This is a genomic window from Gluconobacter sp. DsW_058 (assembly GCF_002153615.1).
GTDB classification, from domain to species: domain Bacteria; phylum Pseudomonadota; class Alphaproteobacteria; order Acetobacterales; family Acetobacteraceae; genus Gluconobacter; species Gluconobacter cerinus.
Genome location: NZ_JOPH01000005.1, coordinates 166,714 through 187,691, shown reverse-complemented (window position 1 = coordinate 187,691; position 20,978 = coordinate 166,714). Strand labels below are relative to the sequence as shown.

Genomic DNA, 20,978 nt, shown 5'->3' with positions numbered 1-20,978 from the left:
CAGTTCCAGTTGTATGCCTCCCCCTGAAATCAGAGGGCGGTCTTTGATCAAGCGATACGCCGGATGCACTTCGTTGCGAAGAGACGTTCTATGATTACGCAGCTATTTCACAAGGGTCGGATGTGTTCTTTTCATGGCACATCCCAAAAAGAACACATCATTGTGAATTCTGTTGCTGCAAGACACAAAGCGGCGGTACACGGCCAGAAATTTCAGAAACGACGGTTTCATTTATGCTCTCTAGACGTGGAACGCTGAAAAGGATCCGAACGTTCCCGAAATGAGCAATGTCGCGTGCATTTCCTGGATTTTCAGGCCCGCTGAGGACGACACCTAGAACAGGAATACCTCTGCGACGAAGCGCTTCGAGACTCAGGAGCGTATGGTTGATGGTTCCCAGCCCGCTGCGCGCAACAAGAACGACGGGAAGATCCAGTCGCTGCATGAGATCAATCATCATCATGTCGCTTCGGACAGGCACCATCAGGCCGCCCGCACCCTCAACGACAAGGGGCGCTTTGACGGCGGGAAGAACAAGACGTCCGGGATTGATTGTAACGTTTTCCAGCGCGGCCGCTGCGTAGGGTGCGAGAGGGGCCTGAAGCGCATATGCCGGAGGAATAATCCGATCGGGCGGAAGGACAGCCAGAGTTTTGACGGTAGAGGTATCGCCTGCTTCGTCAGAAAGGCCCGTTTGAAGCGGCTTCCAGTACGTCGCATTCCAGGCTTTCGTCAGGATTGCACTGACAAGCGTCTTACCGATTTCGGTGTCCGTACCGGTGACGAACACACCGCGAAAGCTATTCATGGCATATCCTTCCTGAAAATTCCGATCCCCAAGGCGTAGGTGACGCTGGTGTGCTCTTTGTCAAAACAGGACATGGCGCGCCTGAGTGCGTGTACTCCCGCAGGAGTGCTTCCTTTGCCAGGGAGAGACGCGCCGATCTGCTGCAATCTGCGGAGGAATGTTCTGGCGTTTGGGACCGGATCTTGCATGTTTGCCGTATGCCATTTGCCGTGCCCTCCAGAGGGCCATTCCTGCTGAAGCATGGGGGCGCCGGGATAGGATGGAACGCCGCAAGGGGTGTCTGTCTTCTGGCAAGCTGAGCGCCACTCTTTCAGGCTCCCTTCAAGGAGCGTTGCAATCATCAGAGTGCCACCCGGCGCCAGTGAGAGGCAAAGACGTTCGAGCCCCTTGCTGCGGTTTTCAAACCATTGGAAGCACAGGCTCGATGCGATCAGGTCAAATGGTCCCGTCGCATCCGGGCGCTCTCCATCCATGACCTTGAAGGCGATATTTTGCCCGTGAAGGCGTGATCTGGCGCGTGCGAGCATAGTCGGGGCGAGATCGGTGGCGAGAATAGCGCTGTTGGGGAAGTCTCTGGAGAGATGCTCTGTGAGGAAACCCGTGCCACACCCGAATTCGAGAATATGGGCAGGCTGAGTCTCGGTCAGCTCAGCGACAATTCGTTCGGCCAGAAAAGCGGCGCAGCGGCGTTGGATATCTGCCGCAGCGTCATAGTCCTCCGCCTCATTAAACCGGGTGACGATTTGGCGTTTGCGCTCATCCATGCTGTTTGACCTGACGCAGCACAAAATCAGCACAGAGTTCCGGCTGTTCGAGAGGCAGAAGATGGCCGCCTTCAACCCTTTTACCCGGAACACTGAAACCTGCCTGAGAAGGAGGAAACGGATCTGACAGTCCTGTCATCCAGTGAAGCTGGTTCCCCCAGCGGGTCGCTGCATTGCGTTCATCGTTCTGAATCAGATGTTCCAGACCCTGATTCAGAACGGCCGTCACGGGATCTGACGGAATAGGTTTGTCCGTTCCGCATCTCTGGCGGAAATCGTTCAGGACCGTTTTAGGGGAGCGTTGCAGCTGGCGCTTCATTCTTTCCAGAACGCGAAGGGGCACGCCTTCCGGAAAATCGTTGCTCTCAGAAAACCGTCCAAACCCATTGAACATGATGAGCCCCAGGCATCCGGGAAGATCCTGCCCCAACAGGTCCAGTGTTCCTGCGGAATGGCCGATCGCCAGATAAGGTTGCTCCGGTCTGGGGGCTGCGTAATGGCATCCGAAATATCCCTTATCCACGACGGACGCTTTGAGGTCAGGCAGGTGCTGAAGCATCGGGTCCCAGAAAGATGCGTCAAATCCCCAGCCATGAACAAGATAAAGGGAGACGGTCATGGTGTGTGCTCACATGCCAGCCGGACAACAGCTTCGCCTAATTGGGTAATCTGTGAGTCTGTCAGTCCAGTGTGAAGGGCCAGACGCAATCGTGCCGTTCCCTGAGGCACGGTTGGTGGGCGAATGGCTACGGTGAGGAAACCTTCGTTTTCCAATGCGCTGGCAACATCCAGCGCTCGCTGGGATTCACCGATCAGGACCGGCACAATCTGCGTGGACGACTCTGCTGTCGAAAGACCAGCCACGTTCAAAATTGTTCGAAGGTGTGCTGCCTGACCCAGCAGTGTCTGCCGTTCACGACCCATCGTCGGAATAATGTCCAGTGCGGCATCAATGGCCCCCAGGACAGCGGGCGGAAGGGCCGTACTATAGATAAAGCCTGAAGCGTGATTGAGCAGATAGTCACAGAGAGGCCTGGAGCCCGCGATATAAGCCCCCATTCCCCCAAGGGCTTTGCTGCATGTGCCCATTGTCAGGTCAGCCAAACCGCCGGAAAGCCCATGCCCATGGGCTCCAAGAACGCCCGTGGCATGGGCCTCATCAACATACAGGAACGCATCGTAGTGATCGGCCAGAGCGCGTAGGGCGGGAATGTCTGCGCGGTCCCCATCCATGGAAAACACGCTCTCTGTTACGATCATCCGCAAGCCAGGCTTGGCGGCTTCCCGTTTGAGCAGTGTCTCCAGATGCGCAAGATCATTGTGGCGAAAACGATGCTGTCGGACGCCCGCTGCTGCGCATCCGTGATGGAGGCTGGCATGGTTCAGGCGGTCGGAAAAAACCAGCATGGGATGACCGGTCCGAGCAGTCGAGAGGGCGCACAGGGCAGGGACCACCGAGGCATTGGCTTGCCAGCCCGACGCAAAAAGCAGCGCGGCCTCATATCCTTTGAAGCGCGCCATCTTCTGCTCGACAGCCTGATGGATTTCCAACGTTCCACTCACAAGGCGGGACGCCCTTGCTCCCGTTCCAAAGCGCAAAGCCCAGTCAGAGGCGCGTTCTTTGAGTAGTGGGTGGTCGGCAAGGCCCAGATAATCATTTGAGGACACATCAATCATGCGACGGTTGTCTCGCAGGATGGTCTGTCCGTCCCGTGTGACCGGACGCAGTGTTCGCCGTGTTCCCGCAGTCTCGCGGTCGTGAAGAGCGGATGTGAAATGGGCGTCAAACAGGCTCATGCGTTGTTCCGGAGAACAGTGACAATGCTGGCTGTCAGAAGAGACAGATCTTCCTCGCTAATCGTGAACGCTGGCGTCAGATACACAATGTTCCGGAATGGGCGGATCCATGTCCCCTGGTTCACGAACGCGCGGCGGAGGACGTCAGGGTCCGCAATGTTTTCCAGTTCCACCACGCCGATTGCACCCAGCACGCGAACATCTTTCACGCCTGGAAGTCCGGGGCATGGTTCCAACTCCCGTTGGAGTTGAGCTGAGATGCGAGCAACCTGTTCCAGTCTGGGTTCCTGTTCGAACAGATCCAGTGACGCATTCGCCACGGCGCAGGCCAGTGGGTTGGCCATGAATGTTGGCCCGTGCATGAGAGCCTTGCCAGCTTCCGTGGAGAGAAATGCTTCGAAAACACCTCGTCTAGCCACGGTTGCAGCCAGAGCCATCGTCCCGCCGGTCAGGGCCTTGGAGAGAGCGATGATATCGGGGACGATCTCAGCCTGTTCACAGGCGAACATTGTTCCGGTTCGGCCAAAACCGGTAAAAATTTCATCCAGAATGAGCAGAATGCCGTATCGGTCACAAATGCTGCGAAGGCGCTGCAGAACGTCCGGGCTGTGGAACAGCATTCCGCCTGCCCCCTGAACCAGCGGCTCCGTGACGATAGCGGCTACTGTATGCCCTTCAGCGTCCAGCAGGGCTTCAAGTCTGGCCGTGCTGTCATCATCAACTGGAAGATCCGCAAGGATCTGGCGGGGAAGAACGCCCGCGAAAAGGCTGTGCATGCCCTCTTCCGGGTCGCAGATGGACATCATGCCCAGTGTGTCCCCGTGATAGCCGCCCCGGAAAGACAGCATCTTTGTCCGGCCATGCGTGCCACGGTTGATGTGATACTGAACTGCCATCTTGACGGCGACTTCCATCGCCACCGAGCCGGAATCCGTAAAAAACGTGCGTTCAAGGTCGCCGGGCAGAAGTTCAGCCAGACGTGCTGCCAGACGCCGGGCCGGTTCGTGAACCATTCCTCCGAACATCACATGAGGCATGTCGCTGGCCTGCCGAACCAGTGCCTGCTGAATGTGGGGGTGGCTATAGCCATGGCAGGCGGTCCACCAGGCGGCGACTCCGTCCACGAGTTCGCGCCCGTCTGACAGCGTAATCCGGCTTCCGGACGTGCGGATGGCTTCCACAGGAAAAGGAGCCGTCTGCATCTGGGTGTAGGGCAGCCAGAGATGGGGAAGGTCGGCAGCGGACCGGTTCGCCCCGGCGGATGATGATTTGCAGGACATGCCAGCGTTTTCCCGCATGGCTGGAGGCAAGTCCATCCCCCCGGTCATGATGCTGTCACAGGCTATCATAAAAAGGTCACGCTCTAACGGGAAACGATCTGGCATGAACCCCGTTATTGCAGCGCCCTGGCTGGTGTCAGTGGCGTGGAAAGATAGGTTCTTCCTGGGGCGGAAGGGCAACTGAGGTCAAGACTGATGCTGAATTCCAAGGTTATTCATGTGAACGGCGTGTTTCTGGGCACGGCCATCATGAATCGTGGGATGGATACTCTCCGGTTCTACGCAACGCATGAAAGTGTACGCGCACTCCACAACACCTGCATGCCGGATCTTCTGGCTCTGTACTGTCAGGTCAGACGCCTGTTCAACAACAGTCGCCTGATATTTCAGCCAGCCTGAAGATTTTCAGGTCCCACAGAACGTATTGCGGACATGCTCGTTCGAGGCTGGTGGCAGATCGAGCCCGTCATCGGCATCCTCGAACGGGCGAGCGAGGGCTGCGGTGAGTTGGTAGAAGAGGGTATAATCCCCAGTTAGTGCAGCTTTGATGGCTGCTTCAATCCGGTGATTGCGGGGAATAATTCGGGGATTGCTTGCCTGCATGAGCGCAAAACGCTCGTCAGCCGTTTGATCTTCCGTATCCAGTCTTTCTTTCCAGCTTTGTAGCCACGAAGTGGCAGCTTCCCTGTCTTTGAACTGAGTCAGAAAACCTGTGGCGTCGTCTGTGCGTGCCACGGTGTTCAGGTGCCGGAACGTGAGCGTAAAGTCCGCCTCGTCACGATGCATCATGGTTAAAAGACGGGAGATAAGGGTCGTATCCGTCCGACCTTCCAAAAACAGGCCGAGCTTTCGACGCCATCCGGAAAGATAAGCCTCCCCGAAAATGCTATCGAAACGGCTCAGCGTGTCTGTCGCAAGGTTGACCGCCTGATCAGTATCCGCACCAATGCATGGCAAAAGTGCTTCTGCCAGACGACCTAAATTCCAGAGCGCCATATCCGGCTGTTGTCCGTAGGCATACCGGCCATTCTGATCAATGAAGCTGAAGACTTTTCCGGGATCGTAGTTATCAAGGAAGGCGCAGGGGCCAAAGTCGATCGTTTCTCCCGCAATGGACATGTTGTCGGTGTTCATGACGCCATGAATAAATCCGACCAGCATCCACTGAGCAATCAGCTGAGCTTGGCGGTTAACCAGAGCATTTAAAAGCGCCAAGGCCCGGTTCGGGCTGTCTGCTAATTCAGGATAGAGCCGTTCAATAACATGATCCACGAGGATCGTCAGGCCCTCCCGATCCTGGCGTGCAGCGAAGAACTGGAATGTCCCGACCCTGACGTGCGTAGAGGCAACCCGTGCAATTACGCCCCCCGGCATAAGCGTCTCTCGAACGACGTTCTCACCTGTCGTGAGGGCTGCAAGCGCACGTGTTGTGGGAATGTCGAGTGCGGCCATGGCTTCGCTGACCAGGTATTCCCGTAAAACAGGCCCCAAAGCCGCATGGCCGTCCCCCCGACGGGAAAATGGCGTAGGGCCTGATCCCTTGAGGTGCAGATCCCACACTTTGCCCTGTCTGTCCGTCAGTTCTCCGACCAGCATTGCGCGGCCGTCCCCGAGCGAAGGAACAAAATGCCCGAATTGATGCCCGGCATAGGCCATAGCGACGGGTGGCGCTCCGTCAGGGCGCTGACCTTGGCTCAGGAAGGCAAGGCCATCTTTTTGGCGAAGCCAGTGAGTATCGAGCCCGAGACGTGTGGCGAGCGGTTCGTTCAGGGCAACCAGTTGCGGATTACGAAAGGGGCGGGAGGCCAATGCGCTCGAAAAGCGCTCGGGCAGGGAGGCATAATGCCGGGAGATCTGCATGCAACATCCTTGTGTGCCCGTGTGACAGAGCTTCGAGAGATAGGTTTCCCGATGGAGAAAGAAAAGAAATCAAGAAATTTTCCGGTCACTCATTGTTCGGAAAACATGGGCATCCGGATGCAGAGATGTGAGGTCACAACAGTTCAAGCAACAGTTGTTGGCTTTATCTTTATGTAAACCTAAGCAGATTCGAGCCGGGAGTGACTGTATTTTGTAAAGATTTTTCCATTCGCGAAGACAGGGGGAGGTGACGGAAAAGACAGTATTCTCTATTCATGAAATATGAACGGGCATTTCTGCCTTTGATGCCGCCTGTGCGGGACCACAGCATAGAGGACGTTTCGTGGATCAAACCCAGCGCGTGTCTGGCCCCGGAAGGGACGTAAGCCCGGCAGTCATCCGACTATATGCCGCTTTGGCTGCAGCCCGGTTTCATGGGCTTGAACTCGATATCCGAGATTTTGCTGCGGAGCCTGGGGAGAACACACCGTCTCCCGCATCTCTTGCGCGCTGGCTGAACGAACAGGGCGCGGTAGCCAAGGGAATGCGTCTGAAGTGGCGCTATCTTTTGCGCCTGCAGAACTCTCCTCCTGTTGTTCTGATGTTCAAGGACGGCTCGGCCGGCCTCATGGTGGCGACAAACCCTGAAAAAGGCGTTGTCTGGCTCCGTGATCCGATGGGAGGGGATGGCGATACGCCAATCCCGGTAGATGAACTCCGTCTGTCGCAGGTTTGGACAGGCGATGTGCTTCTCGTAAAGCGTCGTCGTGATGAATCCGAGGCTGATGCACGGTTTGATCTGCTCTGGTTTGCCAAGATGGCAATGCGAGAGAAGAAGATCCTTCGGGACATCGCTTTTGCATCCATGATCCTGAGTATTCTTCAGATCTTCCCGGCTCTGATTGTCATGCAGGTGTTGGATCGCGTCGTAAATTACCATTCCATGGCGACGCTGGTCTCGTTGTCGTCTTTTGTGCTGATTCTGACGTTCTACGAAATTCTTCTGACGTATGCGCGGCGGGAACTGTCTCTTGTTCTTTCGTCCCGGCTGGACGCAAGAATTTCGTTGCACGCTTTCAATCGTCTGCTTGCCCTACCGCTGGAATTCTATGAGCGCGAGCAGACGGGTGAAATTCTGGGCCGCTTTGTTGCGGTCTTCAAAGTCCGTGACTTTCTCACCGGCCAGTTGATGTCCACAATGCTGGACCTCTTTACACTGGTTGTGATTCTTCCGGTCCTGTTCCTGCTGAGTTCGACACTAGCCTGGCTGACGCTCGCTTCCGCAGGTTGTATCGGCCTGATCGTGGTTCTTTTCCTCCCTGCTGTGACGCGCGTTATGGGGCGGCAGATCCGCGCTGAAATGAATCGTGGCTCGACCCTCTATGAGACAGTCGCTGGTATTCGAACCGTCAAGACCCTTGCGCTGGAATCGACCCGTCGCGAAGAGTGGGATCAGAAAACGGCTGATGTGGTTCGCTGGAAGCTGGCAGCGGGACGTATGTCCAACTGGCCGCAGACGCTTGTCATGCCGTTTGATGCGTTCATCAACCGTGGTGTGATCCTTGTTGGTGCGTATCTTGTGCTGACCAATGCAAGCAACATGCAGGCCGGTTCGCTGGCAGGCTTCATGATGCTGGGTGGCCGTGTCGCAGCTCCTCTGGTGGGGCTGGCGAAGTTGATGGAAGCCATCAATGAAGTAACGGTCTCGCTGGTTGAGGCGGGTGCAGTGCTTAACCAGCCGACCGAAACGAAGGCTCTGACGACAGGAATGCGGCCCCGGATCAAGGGTGCCCTCTCCTTCATGGACGTCAACTTCTCCTATCCGGGGTCGACTACGAAAGCTCTGGATAATGTGGCGTTCGAAGTTCCAGCTGGCACCATGCTGGGGCTGGTGGGACGTTCAGGTTCGGGTAAATCGACCGTTACCCGTCTCTTGCAGGGTGTCAGCCGCAATTATACCGGGTATCTGCGTCTGGACGGTGTAGATCTGCGTGAAATCAATCTGACCCATCTGCGCCGTTCTTTCGGTGTGGTTCTGCAGGATAACTTCCTGTTCCGTGGAACAGTGCGTGATAACATCACAGCAGGCCGCCCAGGCCTGACGATTGACGATGTCGTTCGTGCTGCTCGTCTTGCGGGAGCCGAGGAATTTATCGAAAGAATGCCGGCCGGGTATGATACCTGGATTGAAGAAGGCTCCACCAATATCTCTGGTGGTCAGCGACAGAGACTGGCGATTGCCCGTGCTGTCATTTGTGATCCGAAACTGATGATTCTGGACGAAGCAACGTCGGCGCTCGATCCGGAATCCGAAGCGCTGGTGAATGCCAATCTTCAGCGGATTGGTAAGGGGCGCACGATGGTGATCGTTTCCCATCGCCTTTCTTCCCTTGTGAACTGCCATCAGATCGCTGTGATGGACAGAGGCAAGCTCATGGATATCGCACCGCATCATGTTCTTCTGGAACGCTGCGAAATCTATCGCACGCTCTGGATGCAGCAGAACCGTCATATGAATGCTTCGGCGTCTCCAGATGATGCAGACCAACTGGCCGAAGGAGAATAAGACATGAGCTCCTCCGACATGATCCCGAACAACGACCAGTCTCCTGAAGAGAATGGTAGTGAAAACTACACCAGCCATGTTCCGCGGACGGCAACAGATCCGTTTGCTCCGCAGGGCATGCCTATTGCGCTGCTGGAGTTTCATTCTCCGACGGCTGGTCTGGTCAATCTGCCCGCCACGGCATCTGCACGGTACACAATTTGGCTGATTGGAGGCCTGTTCCTCGCGTGTCTGGCAGGAATGGCTTTGTTTCCGCTCAATCGAATTGTCAGCACGACCGGACGTCTGGTTTCTACCCAGCCGACCATTGTTGTTCAGCCGCTGGAAACGTCGATTGTTCATTCGATTGATGTTCAGGTCGGCGATTTTGTGAAGAAAGGCCAGGTGCTCGCACATCTGGACCCGACCATCACGAAAGCTGACATGACCAATATGGCCGAGCAGCGAGATTCATATCAGGCTGAACTGGATCGTCTGAAAGCAGAAGCTGACGATCAGGACTACCATGTTGATACGTCAAACCCTGCATCTGTTCGGCAGGGTGCAGCTTTCCTGCGCCGTCGCAATGAATATCGCGCCCATATCCAGAATTACGATCAACAGATCGCTGGCTTGCAAAGCGATATGCAGGGATACCGTGCCAACGCAGCCATGTATGCCAGCAAGATGCGGGTCGCCGATGAAGTTCTGAAAATGCGGCAGCATGAGCAGGCGGATCAGGTTGGATCACGTCTCTCCACGCTTGCCGCGCAGAACGATATGATGGAAGCAGAGCGGGCCGAAATTTCTGCCCAGCAGAACGCCAATTCTGCCGAAAACAAGCTTGCAGCCATGCGGGCGGAACGCGACAGCTACATCGAGAACTGGAAGGCGCAGGTCTACACGACCCTGACCGAGACCCAGCATCATCTTGATGAATACAACAGCTCCTACGAGAAAGCGCGTCTGCGGCAGGACCTGATTCTGCTGAAGGCACCGGAAGATGGCGTTGTCCTTACGATTGCGAAGGCATCCATTGGCTCTGTCCTTCAGTCGGCGGGTCAGTTCATGACGCTTGTCCCCACGGGGTATGGTGTTGAAATGGAATCTGTGGTTCGCGCCTCTGACGCGGCCTTCATCAAAATCGGTGATCATGCTCTCGTAAAGTTTGCTGCATTTCCTTTCACCCAATATGGCGGTGCTGAGGCAACTGTGCGGGTTATCAGCGCAGACTCCTTCGATAAGTCCAGCGCTGGAGCGGGAGGTGATGCCAGTGCGGTTTCCGGTGGCGCCAGTGATGAGGTCTATTACCGGGTCCGTCTCCGGATTGATCGTTACACGCTCCACGGGCAGCCAGATTTCTTCCATCCGGCACCTGGTGTTCCGACGACAGCTGATATCGACGTTGGAAAGCGGACCATTCTCCAATACCTCTTCAGTCGTCTAACACCGACCCTGACAGAAGGTATGAGAGAGCCATAAGGCTGAGAAAATGCCCGGCCAGTCCGGGCGTTTTACATTTTTGCCGTACCCGAGTTGAGCAACATGACATTCAAGCGCCGCATTACGTCTCTCCTCTCTTCCAAAGGAAAGCTGGAGCAGGCGATCCATTTGATGGAGACGGGGGAAACCGTTCGTGGTTTCGCTCTGTTGAGCCGTATGGCGGCTCAAGGCGACATGGAGGCGTCCTTTCGCGTCGGGCGGGCCTATCTGGACGGAGCGGGCGTTCCACCCAGCCTGGAGGAAGGTGCTCGCTGGATTCTGGGCGCTGCGGAAGCCGGTCATGTCGAAGCGACCTTTGTGCTGGCCACGCTTTATACCGTTGGTCTTCCCGAAGGCTTCGAAATCCGGGCGCAAACGGCAGGACTGGATCTTTCTGCCCGTCCCGTCTCTGGCGAAAGGCATCCTGATTTTCATCAGGGCCGTCACTGGGCACAGGTCGCCGCAGATGCGGGTTCGGCCGATGCTCAAGCTTTGCTGGGCTATATTCTTACAAATGGTCCGGAAGACCTGCGTGATCTTCCTCGTGCTCGTGCTTTGTACGAACAGTCTGCTGCAGCCGGATGCTCTCAAGGGCATCTGGGGCTGGCACTGGCTATTTTACATTCAGCAGAGACGGAGGATGCCCGGAAGATTGCTGCATCCCATTTAAAAGAGGCAACCCAGGGCGGTTTAGGCACTGCCTTCGATATTCTTGGTCGCATGAGTGAGGCCGGTGCAGGTGTTCCACAGGATATGGGTGCTGCTGCGCGCTATTATCGTCAGGCTGCTGAGCGCAACATTGTCGGCGCACAGGCACGCTATGGCCTGTTTCTGCTGGAAGGCGTTGGCGTTGAGCTGCACTATGGTCGGGCTGAAACCTGGTTGCGCCGTGCTGCCCTGAACGGAGATGCAGAGTCTGCTGCGCTTCTGGGGGACCTTTATGCCAAGGGTGGAGAGCTGCCACCTAATCTTATGGAGGCGGCGAGCTGGTATCGGCTGGCTGCAGAGCAGAAACACGGTGGGGCAGCACGCGCCCTTGGATTGCTTTACCTGACTGGGAATGGTGTCCACCGAGACCCGGATGTGGCGACGCACTGGTTTCGTGTAGCCTCAGAATCAGGAGACCATCATGCCGATGCAGATTTCGGCAATCTGATTTTGACGGGCGCGTCAGCTACAGATGATCAGAAGCAGGCCCTGAAGGAACGTTTTGAGCGTGCTGCCGAAAAGGGTGATCTGGTTGGTGCCTTTAATCTGGGCGTATGCTTTGCAGAAGGGGTCGGCAGCACGCAGGATGCAGCGGAAGCAGCCCGCTGGATGCAGAAAGCCACGGATGGCGTTGTGAATGCGCAGTTCTGGTACGGACGGATGTTGTTGGAAGGGCGTGGCGTTCAGCCCGACCCGACACAGGCAATGCACTGGATGGAAAAAGCTGCCGATGCAGGGATGGCTGAAGCTCAGGTCGCCGTTGCGCAGCTTCTGGTCACGGGGCAAATCAATGGTCGGCGTGACCATGCGCGGGCTTTGAGTCTTTACCAGGCAGCAGCAGACAGCGGAAATACAGACGCAATGTTCTCATTGGCTGCAATGTATGGCGGCGGTCATGACGTTGAAGAGAACCGGCCAGACGCACAGAAATGGTTTCGAAAGGCGGCCCAGCGGGGAAATGGCCTGGCGCAGCTGATGTTGGGCCGATATCTGGTGCGTGGCATTGCGGGTGTGACGGATCTCGTTGAGGGACGGAGCTGGCTGGAACGCGCCAAGGCTCAGGGCATTCAGGACGCTGAAGCCGAACTTATTAATCTCGATGATGCCCGCGCCGACGAGGACGATTGATTTTACGTGTCTTCTGACAAAGAGCGCCCGGATCTGACTGGTACGACCTCCCGCGCGGCTTTTGGTGGGTACGGTCACGAAGTTACAGATCAGGAAAGGGCAGAGTGGCGGGACGTCATGAACGCCCGGGCGCAGACGGCTTTCAGACGTGGGCAGGAGGCAATGCAGACCGGGCGTTTGCAGGATGGCCTCTTCTGGCTCGAACGGGCCGAGCGCATGGCCCGTCAGAGCCCAAATGTGACATGGGCTCTGGCGCTGGCTTATTTGCAGGTAGGCCGGGTCGCTGAATGTCTCATTCGTATGGAGCAGTTGTATCACGTCTTTGGACTGCGTGAGGCTGCCTTCCTGTCAGTCGTGTGTCTGGTCAGACAAAAGCGGACAGAAGAAGCGGCGTTCCGTATGGGGCAAACCCTGTCACGTTTTCACATCCTGCCAGAGCTTCGGGAGCTTGCGACGCAGCTTTCGATACAGAGTGGACTGGCGGGCTGGTGCACGGCTTCAAATGGCGGTTGGGTCGACGTTCACGCATCTGGAATCTGCCGTGTTCTGCTGGATGGCGTGGCCGTTGGGCGCGGGGTCAGTGGACGCCACACTTTACCTGACGGGTGGCAGAAGGGTGGCCGTCTGGAAGTTCGGTCAGGGCGAAAGCATGTTCTGGGAAGTCCGATCGACATTCAGGCATTAACGCGCTGTGAGTCTCTTGTGCAGGCAACAGCTAATGGTCTGGACGGTTGGATCTGGTATCCGGCCGAGCCTGATCATGTGCCGTCCCTTCGACTTTGGGACGAAGACGTCTTGCAGGTTCCGGCCCTGGCGACGACCGTGGATAGTGACGTTCCCCTCTCAAGGCCTCGTGTCTTTGCCATTCCAAGGAATGCGCTGCCAGCTAGGGATAACGGCCTTCTGATGGTCGAGGATGAACATGGGAGGCCGTTGTCCGGTGCACCAGTTGATCCGATGATCGGTCAGCTTCTGGAAGGAGATAATGATCTTCCAGCGCGCCTGTCCCCTATTCCGGTTGTGCCGTGGGACCATCATCCGGCTTATGACCGGGTGAGTCCCGGATGCGCGATTGTCATTCCGGTCTATCGTGACAAAGCAGGGACGCTCGCCTGTCTGCAAAGTGTACTGAAAACCGTCCCTGCGGATGTTGATGTTATTGTGGTGGACGATGCCACACCAGAGCCTGCCTTGGCCGCTGCGTTGGATGATCTTGCTTTAAAAGGGAAGATTACTCTCCTTCGCCACGCCTGCAATCTTGGTTTTCCCGCCTCCGCGAATGATGGAATGCGGGCAGGGTCTGGCCGGGATATTATTCTCCTGAACAGCGATACCATTGTGTTTCCGGGATGGGTCGAGCGTTTGCGCGCTCGTCTGACCACAACGGATGTTGGCACACTGACACCCTTTTCAAACGATGCCAGTATCCTGTCCTATCCGGCAGTTGACCAGACAAACAACGTTCCTGCCAGAGTTGAGGCTAGAGAGCTGGATCGTTTGTGCGCGCGTCAATTTTCCACGGATGTCGCCCAGATAGATCTTCCGACGGGCAATGGCTTTTGCATGGCTATTACGGCGGACTGTCTGGCTGAAACAGGCTTATTTCGCGAAGATCTGTTTGGCCAAGGATACGGGGAGGAAAACGACTTTTGCCTGCGAGCGTCGGCTCTGGGTTTTCGTCATTTTCCTGCACCTGATGTGTATGTCGCCCATGTGGGGTCAGTGTCTTTCGGAAGCAGCCGCAAGGCGCTGATGGCGCGAAACCTCGATATTTTGAATGCCCTGCATCCCGGATATGATGCCGTAGTTGCCGCTTTTCTGAAGTCTGACCCTCTTTTGGAGCTCCGCAGAACACTGGATGTAGATCGTTTGGCGCAACGCCGAGGTAACCGGCCGTCAATTTTACTTATTCAACATGATGCTGGCGGTGGCGTAGGGCGTGCGGTTCATCACAGAGCAGTCAACTTTGAGCGACGGGGTCTCTTGCCTCTCGGGTTGCGGCCGACGGAGCAGGGCTGCCTGCTAGAGTGTTTGTCGGACGAGACGGAGACTTTCCCCAATCTGAAATTCAAGCTGCCGGAAGAGCAGCCATTTCTTGTGGATGTCCTGTCTCGGCTTGGTATGCAGAAAGTGGAATGGCACCACCTTGTCGGTCACGCGCCCTGCATTCGGACGCTGCATCACGCGCTGAACGTTCCGTATGATATCTTCATTCATGATCATATCTGGTTCTGTCCCCGTATTTCGCTTCTCAATGGGGAGGGTCGATATTGCGGGGAACCGGATGTCACTGGATGTGAAGCCTGTGTCTCACGCTGGGGAAGCTATCTTGGGGAAAATATCACCGTCCCCGAGTTGATAGAGCGATCTGCCCGGGAGTTTCGTGGCGCAGAGCAACTACTAGTGCCGTCACGAGATACTGCACAGCGTCTGTCACGCCATTTTCCTGGTATGGATTTCCGTGTCACACCCCTGGAAGACGATGTCGCTCTACTGGCCAATCTGCCTGAAAAGACAATAATTGTGCCGGGTCGCCCATTGCGAATCTGTATTGTCGGTGGATTGAGTCAATGGAAAGGCTATGACGTTGTTCTGGCAATGGCCCATCATGTTGCAAGAATGCCCGTCCAGATCGAGTTGATACTTGTGGGACATACGCCAGATGATGACGCTTTAATTGCAGCTGGCGTCCGAGTTACAGGAGAATACCGGGAGGACGAGGCTGTTAGCCTTGTTCAGAAGCAATATGCCGATATAGGCCTTATTCCTTCTATTGCGCCTGAAACCTGGTGCTATGCATTGGGGTTATTATGGAAAAGCGGCTTGCCTGTGGTGTGCTTCGATATCGGTGCGCAGTCAGAGCGTGTGAAACGTAGTGGTCGCGGGGGCGTCATGCCCTTGGGTATGCCTGTTGAGTTAATGCTGGCTTTTATTTTGCGTTGCTGGCGCGAGGGAAGTTGAGATGAACGGGTTTACGCTTCGACTGGAAAGAGTAAAATATAAAACAGGAACAGAGCAGATCATCCTTCCTGAAGACAGCTCATAGACTGGTCCTCCAGTTATGGAGTGTCTGGTGTGGCGCGGACCTGAAGATTTTTTTCCTCCCGATAGACGGGAACAAGTGGAGTAGGGAATGTCAAAGACGGCTGAAGCACCGACGCAGAATCGGGTCATTGACCTCAAGGCTGGTGCTCACATGATGGTGCTGGATGCAGGTATCTTCTGCATCTTCCATGCCGCCGGGCAACCTGCACCGGGTCCTGCCGGTCTGCCTGGCGTCCGTATCTCCCGCGCACCCGGGACGCCCGCTGGCATCGTAACAGTCAGCACCTTTGAGGAAGATGGCTGGATCGGTGCATCCAGTGGTGCTGCTCTGGTCCGCGTGACGCGTGGCCCCGCGGCTGTTCTGGTGACGACGTATCAGGAGCCGAATAGCCAAGCCGAAGCCCCAAAGATTCAGGTCGCTCAGCTCGCCGGTCCTACGTCGACAGCTCCTGCCGCTGTTGTTGCGGCAGAATCTGCAGCGGCTCCTGCACCAGCAGCATCTGGCGTGGCAGAAATCTCTGCCCATGTTCAGCGTCAGGGCGACGTCGCTGCTCCGATCGGGGAATGGATGGGCACGCCGGGCAGTCAGGCGTGGATCGAAGGTTTTGCCATCGCTCCGAAAACCAGTATTCCGACGTCCGACATCGAGTATCAGGCTGTTCTCGGTAAGGGATGGCTTTCCCCTTGGTCCGAAGGCGGTCAGTACTGTGGTTCCCGTGGAATGGCACTGCCAATTCTCGGACTGCGCGTGCGGTTGAAGGGTGAGTCAGCGCAGACGCATCATGTACGCCTGTCTTCCACGTTCACGGATGGCACACGTCTGGGCCCTGTAGACGGGACGGATGCACTCGAAGCAGACAGCCTTGCTCCGCTTGAGGCGTTCTTGCTTGAAATTATTCCGAATGATGCCGCCGAAGAGGCTCCGGTGAAGGCCCCGGCAAAGGCCGCTGCGAGCAAGGCCACAAAGATAGCCAAGGCGCCTGCCAAACGCAAGGCAAGCTCTGCAGACTGAATTGAGTAGAGGCTGTTCACTCCCCGGAGTGAGAACAGCCTCTACGGGCTCTTGCACATGACAAGGGTCGCTTCATACGGCACCTGAGGTCTTTTGTTATTTAGACCTTTTAGGGGCTAGATCTTCTCCAGCAGCCGGGATTTGGTGTGCGCTTCCTTTTTGTTCATCAGAATTTTCCCGGCCAGTTCTTACATTTCGTGCGCCACCTGCATGAGCAGGGTGGCCATGAGATTGTTTTCATTTCCGAGGCAAATGCGGGTGAGGTGCCTGGAGTCAGGCGCGTCATCTATCGGGTGCCTCGTTTGCCATCCTCATCTACACATCCCCATCTCAGAGAATTTGAATACGGGATACTCCGAGCAGAAGCCGTTGCGACCGCTGCTAAAACCCTTAAGCAGTTGGGGTACGAGCCTGACATCATCATCGGGCATCACGGCTGGGGAGAGCTCCTGAACCTTGGAGATGTTTTTCCAAGGTGTCCAATACTCGGATATTTCGAGTTTTTCTATCACGCCGACAGGAACGATGTTGGGTTTGATCCTGAGTTTCCGTCCAGCCCGGACCTTGCGGCTGCCGTACGAATCAAGAATTCGATCAATCTACAAGCTCTGTCCCAGGCCAATGGCTACGGTCAGACGCCAACGCAGTTCCAGCGATCAACTTATCCTGCCTGGGCACAGGAGAAAATTTCGCTTCTTCGCGAAGGTGTAAACCTCGATCTTTGCAAGCCAGAGCCACAGGCTCGGAAGCGCAATCTCGTCATTAATGGCGTCAAGATCAGTCCACGTGATGCTCTTATTACGTATGTCGCGCGTAATCTGGAGCCCTATCGTGGTTTTCACTCTGTAATGCGCGCCCTTCCACGTATTCTTGCTGAACGTAAAGATGCTCATATCATCATGGTGGGCGGTGATCAGGTAAGCTATGGCGCTCCTCCGCCGGGGCGGGGAAGCTGGCGCGAGATCCTGCTTAGGGAGCTTGAGGGTCAACTGGACCTCAGCAGAATCCATTTCGTGGGCAAGGTTGCCTATGATGACTTCCGAGCCCTGTTGAAGCGCTCAGACGCGCATCTATACCTGACATATCCATTCGTTGCGTCCTGGTCCCTGAGAGAGGCCATGGCAACAGGCTGTCCGATTGTTGGAAGTGATACAGCGCCTGTCAGCGAGTTTATCACAGATGGCCTGACAGGACGGCTAGTACCGTTCCTTGAGCCGGATCGTATTGCGGATGTGGTTCTGGAACTGCTCGAAGACCGCAAGCAGGCGCGTCGTCTGGGCCAGGATGCGCGCCGTTATGCTGAAGCTGAGTTGTGTCTACAGGGTTACCTGAAGCGCTATGACGCTCTGGTGCAGGAGATCGTCAGCGGGCACTACCGCTGACGAGACAGTCAGTTTCTTACTGACTGTGCCAGGATGCGTTACCTTTGTAATGCACCTCATACTCTTCAACGAAGTCATTGAAACGGGCTTGGTCATCTATCCGAAGCACGGGAAGCTGTGCCTTGAGTTCCAAGCTCTGGAAGAGCGCCCGACTCACGGCACGGTTCAGAACGCCTGGGCCGGTCTTGAAGGCAATGTAGAGGCCGGGATGACGGAACATGTTGGCCCAAGCCGTCATGAGGGCATTGGCAATGACTGGATGCGAGGCAGTCGCTCCAAAAAAATCATTGTGAAGGACGTAGTTGTCGGTGGTGAATAGCTGGCAAGTCGTTGGAATGGTGGCGAGGGCATTCCATTCTTCATCAGACTTGATGCGCAGGTCCGCATCAATCCACCAGCCGCCTTTTGCCAAAATGACATGCAAGCGCAAGAGATCAGCGCCTTCTGCCGGGTGACGGACCTGCTGGAAAAGGTCGGATGCTTCCTTTCCGTAGTGGTCGTACAACCACTTGGTCGCTGTTTCCCGTGTGAAGATCGTAAAGCGATCTCCTAGCATGTTCTGATGATATTCAATATTCTCGCTGATCTCTACGGGCGGGTTCGCGTCCCAGTACATGTAGAGGTGATGGGGTATTTGAGGCTGCGACTTTGGAAAGCCATCTTCACCGAAAGAGCGGATCCAGCGGAGAGCGATTTCAAGATAAAGGCGATCGATCTCTTCGCCTGAGTGAAACTCCTCAAAGCAGTTTCCGATCAGTTTCAGGCTTTCATCGAAATTATTTTCACGCCAGGCCGCCCGAATTCCGCGGATATAATTTGCCTGCGGGAACGAATACTTTTCTAATTCAAGTATTTCTTCTTCAGGAAGCGCTTCACTGGCTTTGAGAAGGCATAGGAGCCGAACTTGTAGAAGTGATTGCGGTAAAGGATATTCTGTTTGGCTCTTGCTATGTAGATCCAGGGCGCGTCTATAGAAAAATGAAGCTTCTTTAACGTTGCTGTGGATATGGAGAATATTTGCGATGGCAAATGAATGCTCTACCGTATCTGCGCCATGTTTCTCGAAATATGCGAGGGCTTGTCCGTCACCTGCGAGGGTTGCCGCTGTGATGGACGGAGCATTATCGGATTCATGGTCAATATTCTGAGTCATCAATACCACTTGCGCGAATGTGTGAGCTAATCCGTAGCTTTGTCTCCTTGCAGATAGGACTACTCTGAAGCCAGGCGCAATAGGATCTTCAATTTGATTATATCTAAGACGCGCAACTCACATTTCCTGTGATCCTCAGGCATGCTATTTTCCAAACCCAATAAAATGGCGGCAATCCTCCGGAATGATAGATTCGGGGGCAGCAGGGAGAAAATTTTATGTCTGGCGAAATGCTTCCTGGCCTTGCGGTCTTGGTTGAGGGCTGGGTTATCAAGAAAGATGCAACGCTGGCTCCTCAGCGCATGACCAGCGACGATATTCAAGATCTGGCCAAGGCGACCGTCGAAACCTTGAAAGAGCGCGCTCTGGGCGATGTGGAAAACGGCTGGGGCAGCTTGCAGACATTAACGGGCGGCTGGGTTGTGCAGCGCGAGCGAGGCAAAGTGCCCACCCCGTTGGGAAAAGAAGATTTTCGGAAATTTGTGATGCTGGCGCTTGAGGGAATGGCTCAGCAATCTTCAGGCACGTCTGTTCTGAGCGATGATGTCGACGACGTGTCTCTTGAAGATGAAGCACCGTCCTTGGATGCTTTTCGCTTTGCCAGAGAGCATCTCCAGCGCTGCCTGTGAAGGAAACCTGGCCCCGGAAGAATATCTTTCGGGGCCAGTAGACCCTCAGGCTGTGTACCAGGAAGGTAGCTGGGTTTTGTAAGGTGTATCAAATTCTTCAATCATGTCGTTGAAGACATGGTGGTCGAAGATTTCAATAGATTTTGCCGGTGTCCGGCCCTTGAGGGACCGATGGGCAATCCGGTTCAGTGCACGGTTAAAGATGCCTGGACCCGTTTTGTAGGCAATGAAAAGCCCTTGGTGCAGATAGCAGTTCCGATACAGGGACAGCAGGCAGTCCGTCAGGACGTCGCTGTTGGCAACAGATCCGAAAAAGTCATTATGAACGACGTGATTGTGCGTAAGGAAGAAGGCTGAACCTTCCTTGCGCTCTGCCATGAACTGTAGCGCTGCATCGCTCTTGACCCGAATGTCGGCATCCAGCCACCAGCCGCCAAGGAGCTGGATGACGTGAACGCGCAGGAAATCAGCCGCCTCAGCTGGGTGTCGGGCACTCAGGAACAGTGTGCGGGCTTCAATCCCGTAATTGTCGTAAAGCCATTCAGCAGCTTCTTCCTTATCGAAGGTTTTGACTTCAAAGCTGGAGATCGCTTTGTGATAGTCAAAATTCTTCTGGATTTCTGCTGGCGGGTTTTTGTCCCAATAGAGAAACATCTTCCGCGGAATACGATTATAGATATCGTCGCCCTGAGGAGTTGCTGAAAATACAGAGGGGGAGGCTCTAAGCGCGACTTCCAATGCGACAGAATCAACTTCTTCGCCCGTATGGAATTCGTCGTAAGCATTACCCATAATGTTCAGGGCATCACGTGGTGGCGTTCCACGCCAGGCGTGGGATGTCCCATCGATATAATTTGCAAATGGGATGTTCAGGCTGCGCAGCTCAGCAAGTTCATGTTGCGGCACAGGCTGACCTGCCTTGAGCAGGCAGAGAAGTCGGACCTGCAAAAGGGATTGTGCCAAAGGATACTGCGTCGGAGACTTGGAGTGCAGTTCAAACGCACGGCCGTAATATGTCGCGGCTTCGGCTACGCTGTGGTTTGTATGCAAAATATTGGCAAGCGCAAAAGCATGTTCAACAGTGTCTGCGCCATGCTGTGCGAGATATGCCGCAGCCTGAGGGTCCGGTAGTTCTGCTGAAGCGGGCGCCGGTGGCGCTACAGGTTCTTCGGCGGCATTGGAAGGTGGCGTATCTTCTTCTCTCAAGGCTTCCCATTCGGACAGATCCCAAGCCGCGCTGTCTTGGTGTGTCGTTTGATCTTCGGAAGTCATGCCTATTGTCCCGCTTCAGGAAAGTCGTGATCAAGGCTCACCTCAGGCGGCGCCTTTTGTGCCTTTATTGGTAATCGCGATATTGTTGAGGGGCAAGTGCCACAATAAAAAAC

The 20,978-nt window shown here is 55.4% G+C and carries 16 protein-coding genes; 8 read left to right on the top strand and 8 right to left on the bottom strand.

Translation table 11 applies throughout. The features are described 5' to 3' along the window. Positions 1–157 precede the first annotated feature (157 nt). Genes bioD through HK24_RS04215 form a run of 5 tightly spaced genes read right to left on the bottom strand, consistent with a single transcriptional unit; the run spans position 158 to position 4,718 of the window. A complete protein-coding gene (gene bioD / locus HK24_RS04235; RefSeq protein WP_086633445.1) occupies positions 158–808 on the bottom strand; it encodes a dethiobiotin synthase in 651 nt (216 codons plus the stop codon). Then, entirely contained in the window at positions 805–1,572 is a 768-nt protein-coding gene (locus tag HK24_RS04230) for a methyltransferase domain-containing protein (protein WP_086633444.1), read from the bottom strand. Before HK24_RS04230 ends, bioD begins: the two co-directional genes overlap by 4 nt. Beyond that, a complete protein-coding gene (locus HK24_RS04225; protein ID WP_086633443.1) occupies positions 1,565–2,191 on the bottom strand; it encodes a biotin synthase in 627 nt (208 codons plus the stop codon). Before HK24_RS04225 ends, HK24_RS04230 begins: the two co-directional genes overlap by 8 nt. Then, positions 2,188–3,369, bottom strand: a complete 1,182-nt coding sequence (locus HK24_RS04220; protein ID WP_086633442.1) for an 8-amino-7-oxononanoate synthase — start codon at positions 3,367–3,369, stop codon at positions 2,188–2,190. Before HK24_RS04220 ends, HK24_RS04225 begins: the two co-directional genes overlap by 4 nt. Then, positions 3,366–4,718, bottom strand: coding sequence for an adenosylmethionine--8-amino-7-oxononanoate transaminase (locus HK24_RS04215; protein WP_086633588.1), 1,353 nt, complete (start codon positions 4,716–4,718; stop codon positions 3,366–3,368). The genes HK24_RS04220 and HK24_RS04215 overlap by 4 nt, the downstream gene beginning before the upstream one ends. A gap of 126 nt (positions 4,719–4,844) precedes the next feature. Between HK24_RS04215 and HK24_RS04210 the strand changes: the two genes are divergently transcribed. Further along, positions 4,845–5,048, top strand: coding sequence for a hypothetical protein (locus tag HK24_RS04210; RefSeq protein WP_086633441.1), 204 nt, complete (start codon positions 4,845–4,847; stop codon positions 5,046–5,048). Positions 5,049–5,054: 6 nt separating this feature from the next. On the opposite strand, the gene HK24_RS04205 is transcribed toward HK24_RS04210, so the two are convergent. Further along, entirely contained in the window at positions 5,055–6,509 is a 1,455-nt protein-coding gene (locus HK24_RS04205; protein ID WP_086633440.1) for a YdiU family protein, read from the bottom strand. Positions 6,510–6,852: 343 nt separating this feature from the next. Here HK24_RS04205 and HK24_RS04200 point away from each other — a divergent pair, with 343 nt between their 5' ends. From HK24_RS04200 to HK24_RS04175, 6 genes are all read left to right on the top strand, one after another. Beyond that, positions 6,853–9,075, top strand: coding sequence for a peptidase domain-containing ABC transporter (locus tag HK24_RS04200; RefSeq protein WP_369826507.1), 2,223 nt, complete (start codon positions 6,853–6,855; stop codon positions 9,073–9,075). Positions 9,076–9,078: 3 nt separating this feature from the next. After that, positions 9,079–10,536 (top strand): HlyD family type I secretion periplasmic adaptor subunit, encoded by a 1,458-nt coding sequence (locus HK24_RS04195; RefSeq protein ID WP_198942053.1) that lies wholly within the window; start codon positions 9,079–9,081, stop codon positions 10,534–10,536. Between the two features lie 63 nt (positions 10,537–10,599). Then, the gene (locus tag HK24_RS04190; RefSeq protein ID WP_086633585.1) at positions 10,600–12,372 is read left to right on the top strand and encodes a tetratricopeptide repeat protein; all 1,773 of its coding nucleotides are present in this window, start codon (positions 10,600–10,602) and stop codon (positions 12,370–12,372) included. 6 nt (positions 12,373–12,378) lie between these two features. Beyond that, complete coding sequence (locus HK24_RS04185) at positions 12,379–15,333, top strand: glycosyltransferase (protein ID WP_086633439.1); 2,955 nt, start codon at positions 12,379–12,381, stop codon at positions 15,331–15,333. A 172-nt stretch (positions 15,334–15,505) separates the two neighbouring features. Next, the gene (locus HK24_RS04180; protein WP_086633438.1) at positions 15,506–16,429 is read left to right on the top strand and encodes a hypothetical protein; all 924 of its coding nucleotides are present in this window, start codon (positions 15,506–15,508) and stop codon (positions 16,427–16,429) included. 146 nt (positions 16,430–16,575) lie between these two features. Next, positions 16,576–17,811, top strand: coding sequence for a glycosyltransferase family 4 protein (locus HK24_RS04175; RefSeq protein ID WP_086633437.1), 1,236 nt, complete (start codon positions 16,576–16,578; stop codon positions 17,809–17,811). A gap of 16 nt (positions 17,812–17,827) precedes the next feature. Here the strand turns inward: HK24_RS04175 and HK24_RS04170 are convergent, their stop codons facing one another. Beyond that, positions 17,828–18,964, bottom strand: coding sequence for a hypothetical protein (locus tag HK24_RS04170; RefSeq protein WP_086633436.1), 1,137 nt, complete (start codon positions 18,962–18,964; stop codon positions 17,828–17,830). A 218-nt stretch (positions 18,965–19,182) separates the two neighbouring features. On the opposite strand from HK24_RS04170, the gene HK24_RS04165 reads away from it, so the two are divergent. Then, positions 19,183–19,593 carry a hypothetical protein gene (locus HK24_RS04165; protein ID WP_086633435.1) on the top strand — a complete coding sequence of 137 codons (411 nt, stop codon included), beginning with the start codon at positions 19,183–19,185 and terminating at the stop codon, positions 19,591–19,593. 45 nt (positions 19,594–19,638) lie between these two features. Here HK24_RS04165 and HK24_RS04160 read toward each other — a convergent pair whose 3' ends face one another. Further along, positions 19,639–20,865 (bottom strand): hypothetical protein, encoded by a 1,227-nt coding sequence (locus HK24_RS04160; RefSeq protein ID WP_233126100.1) that lies wholly within the window; start codon positions 20,863–20,865, stop codon positions 19,639–19,641. Between the last annotated feature and the right edge of the window lie 113 nt (positions 20,866–20,978).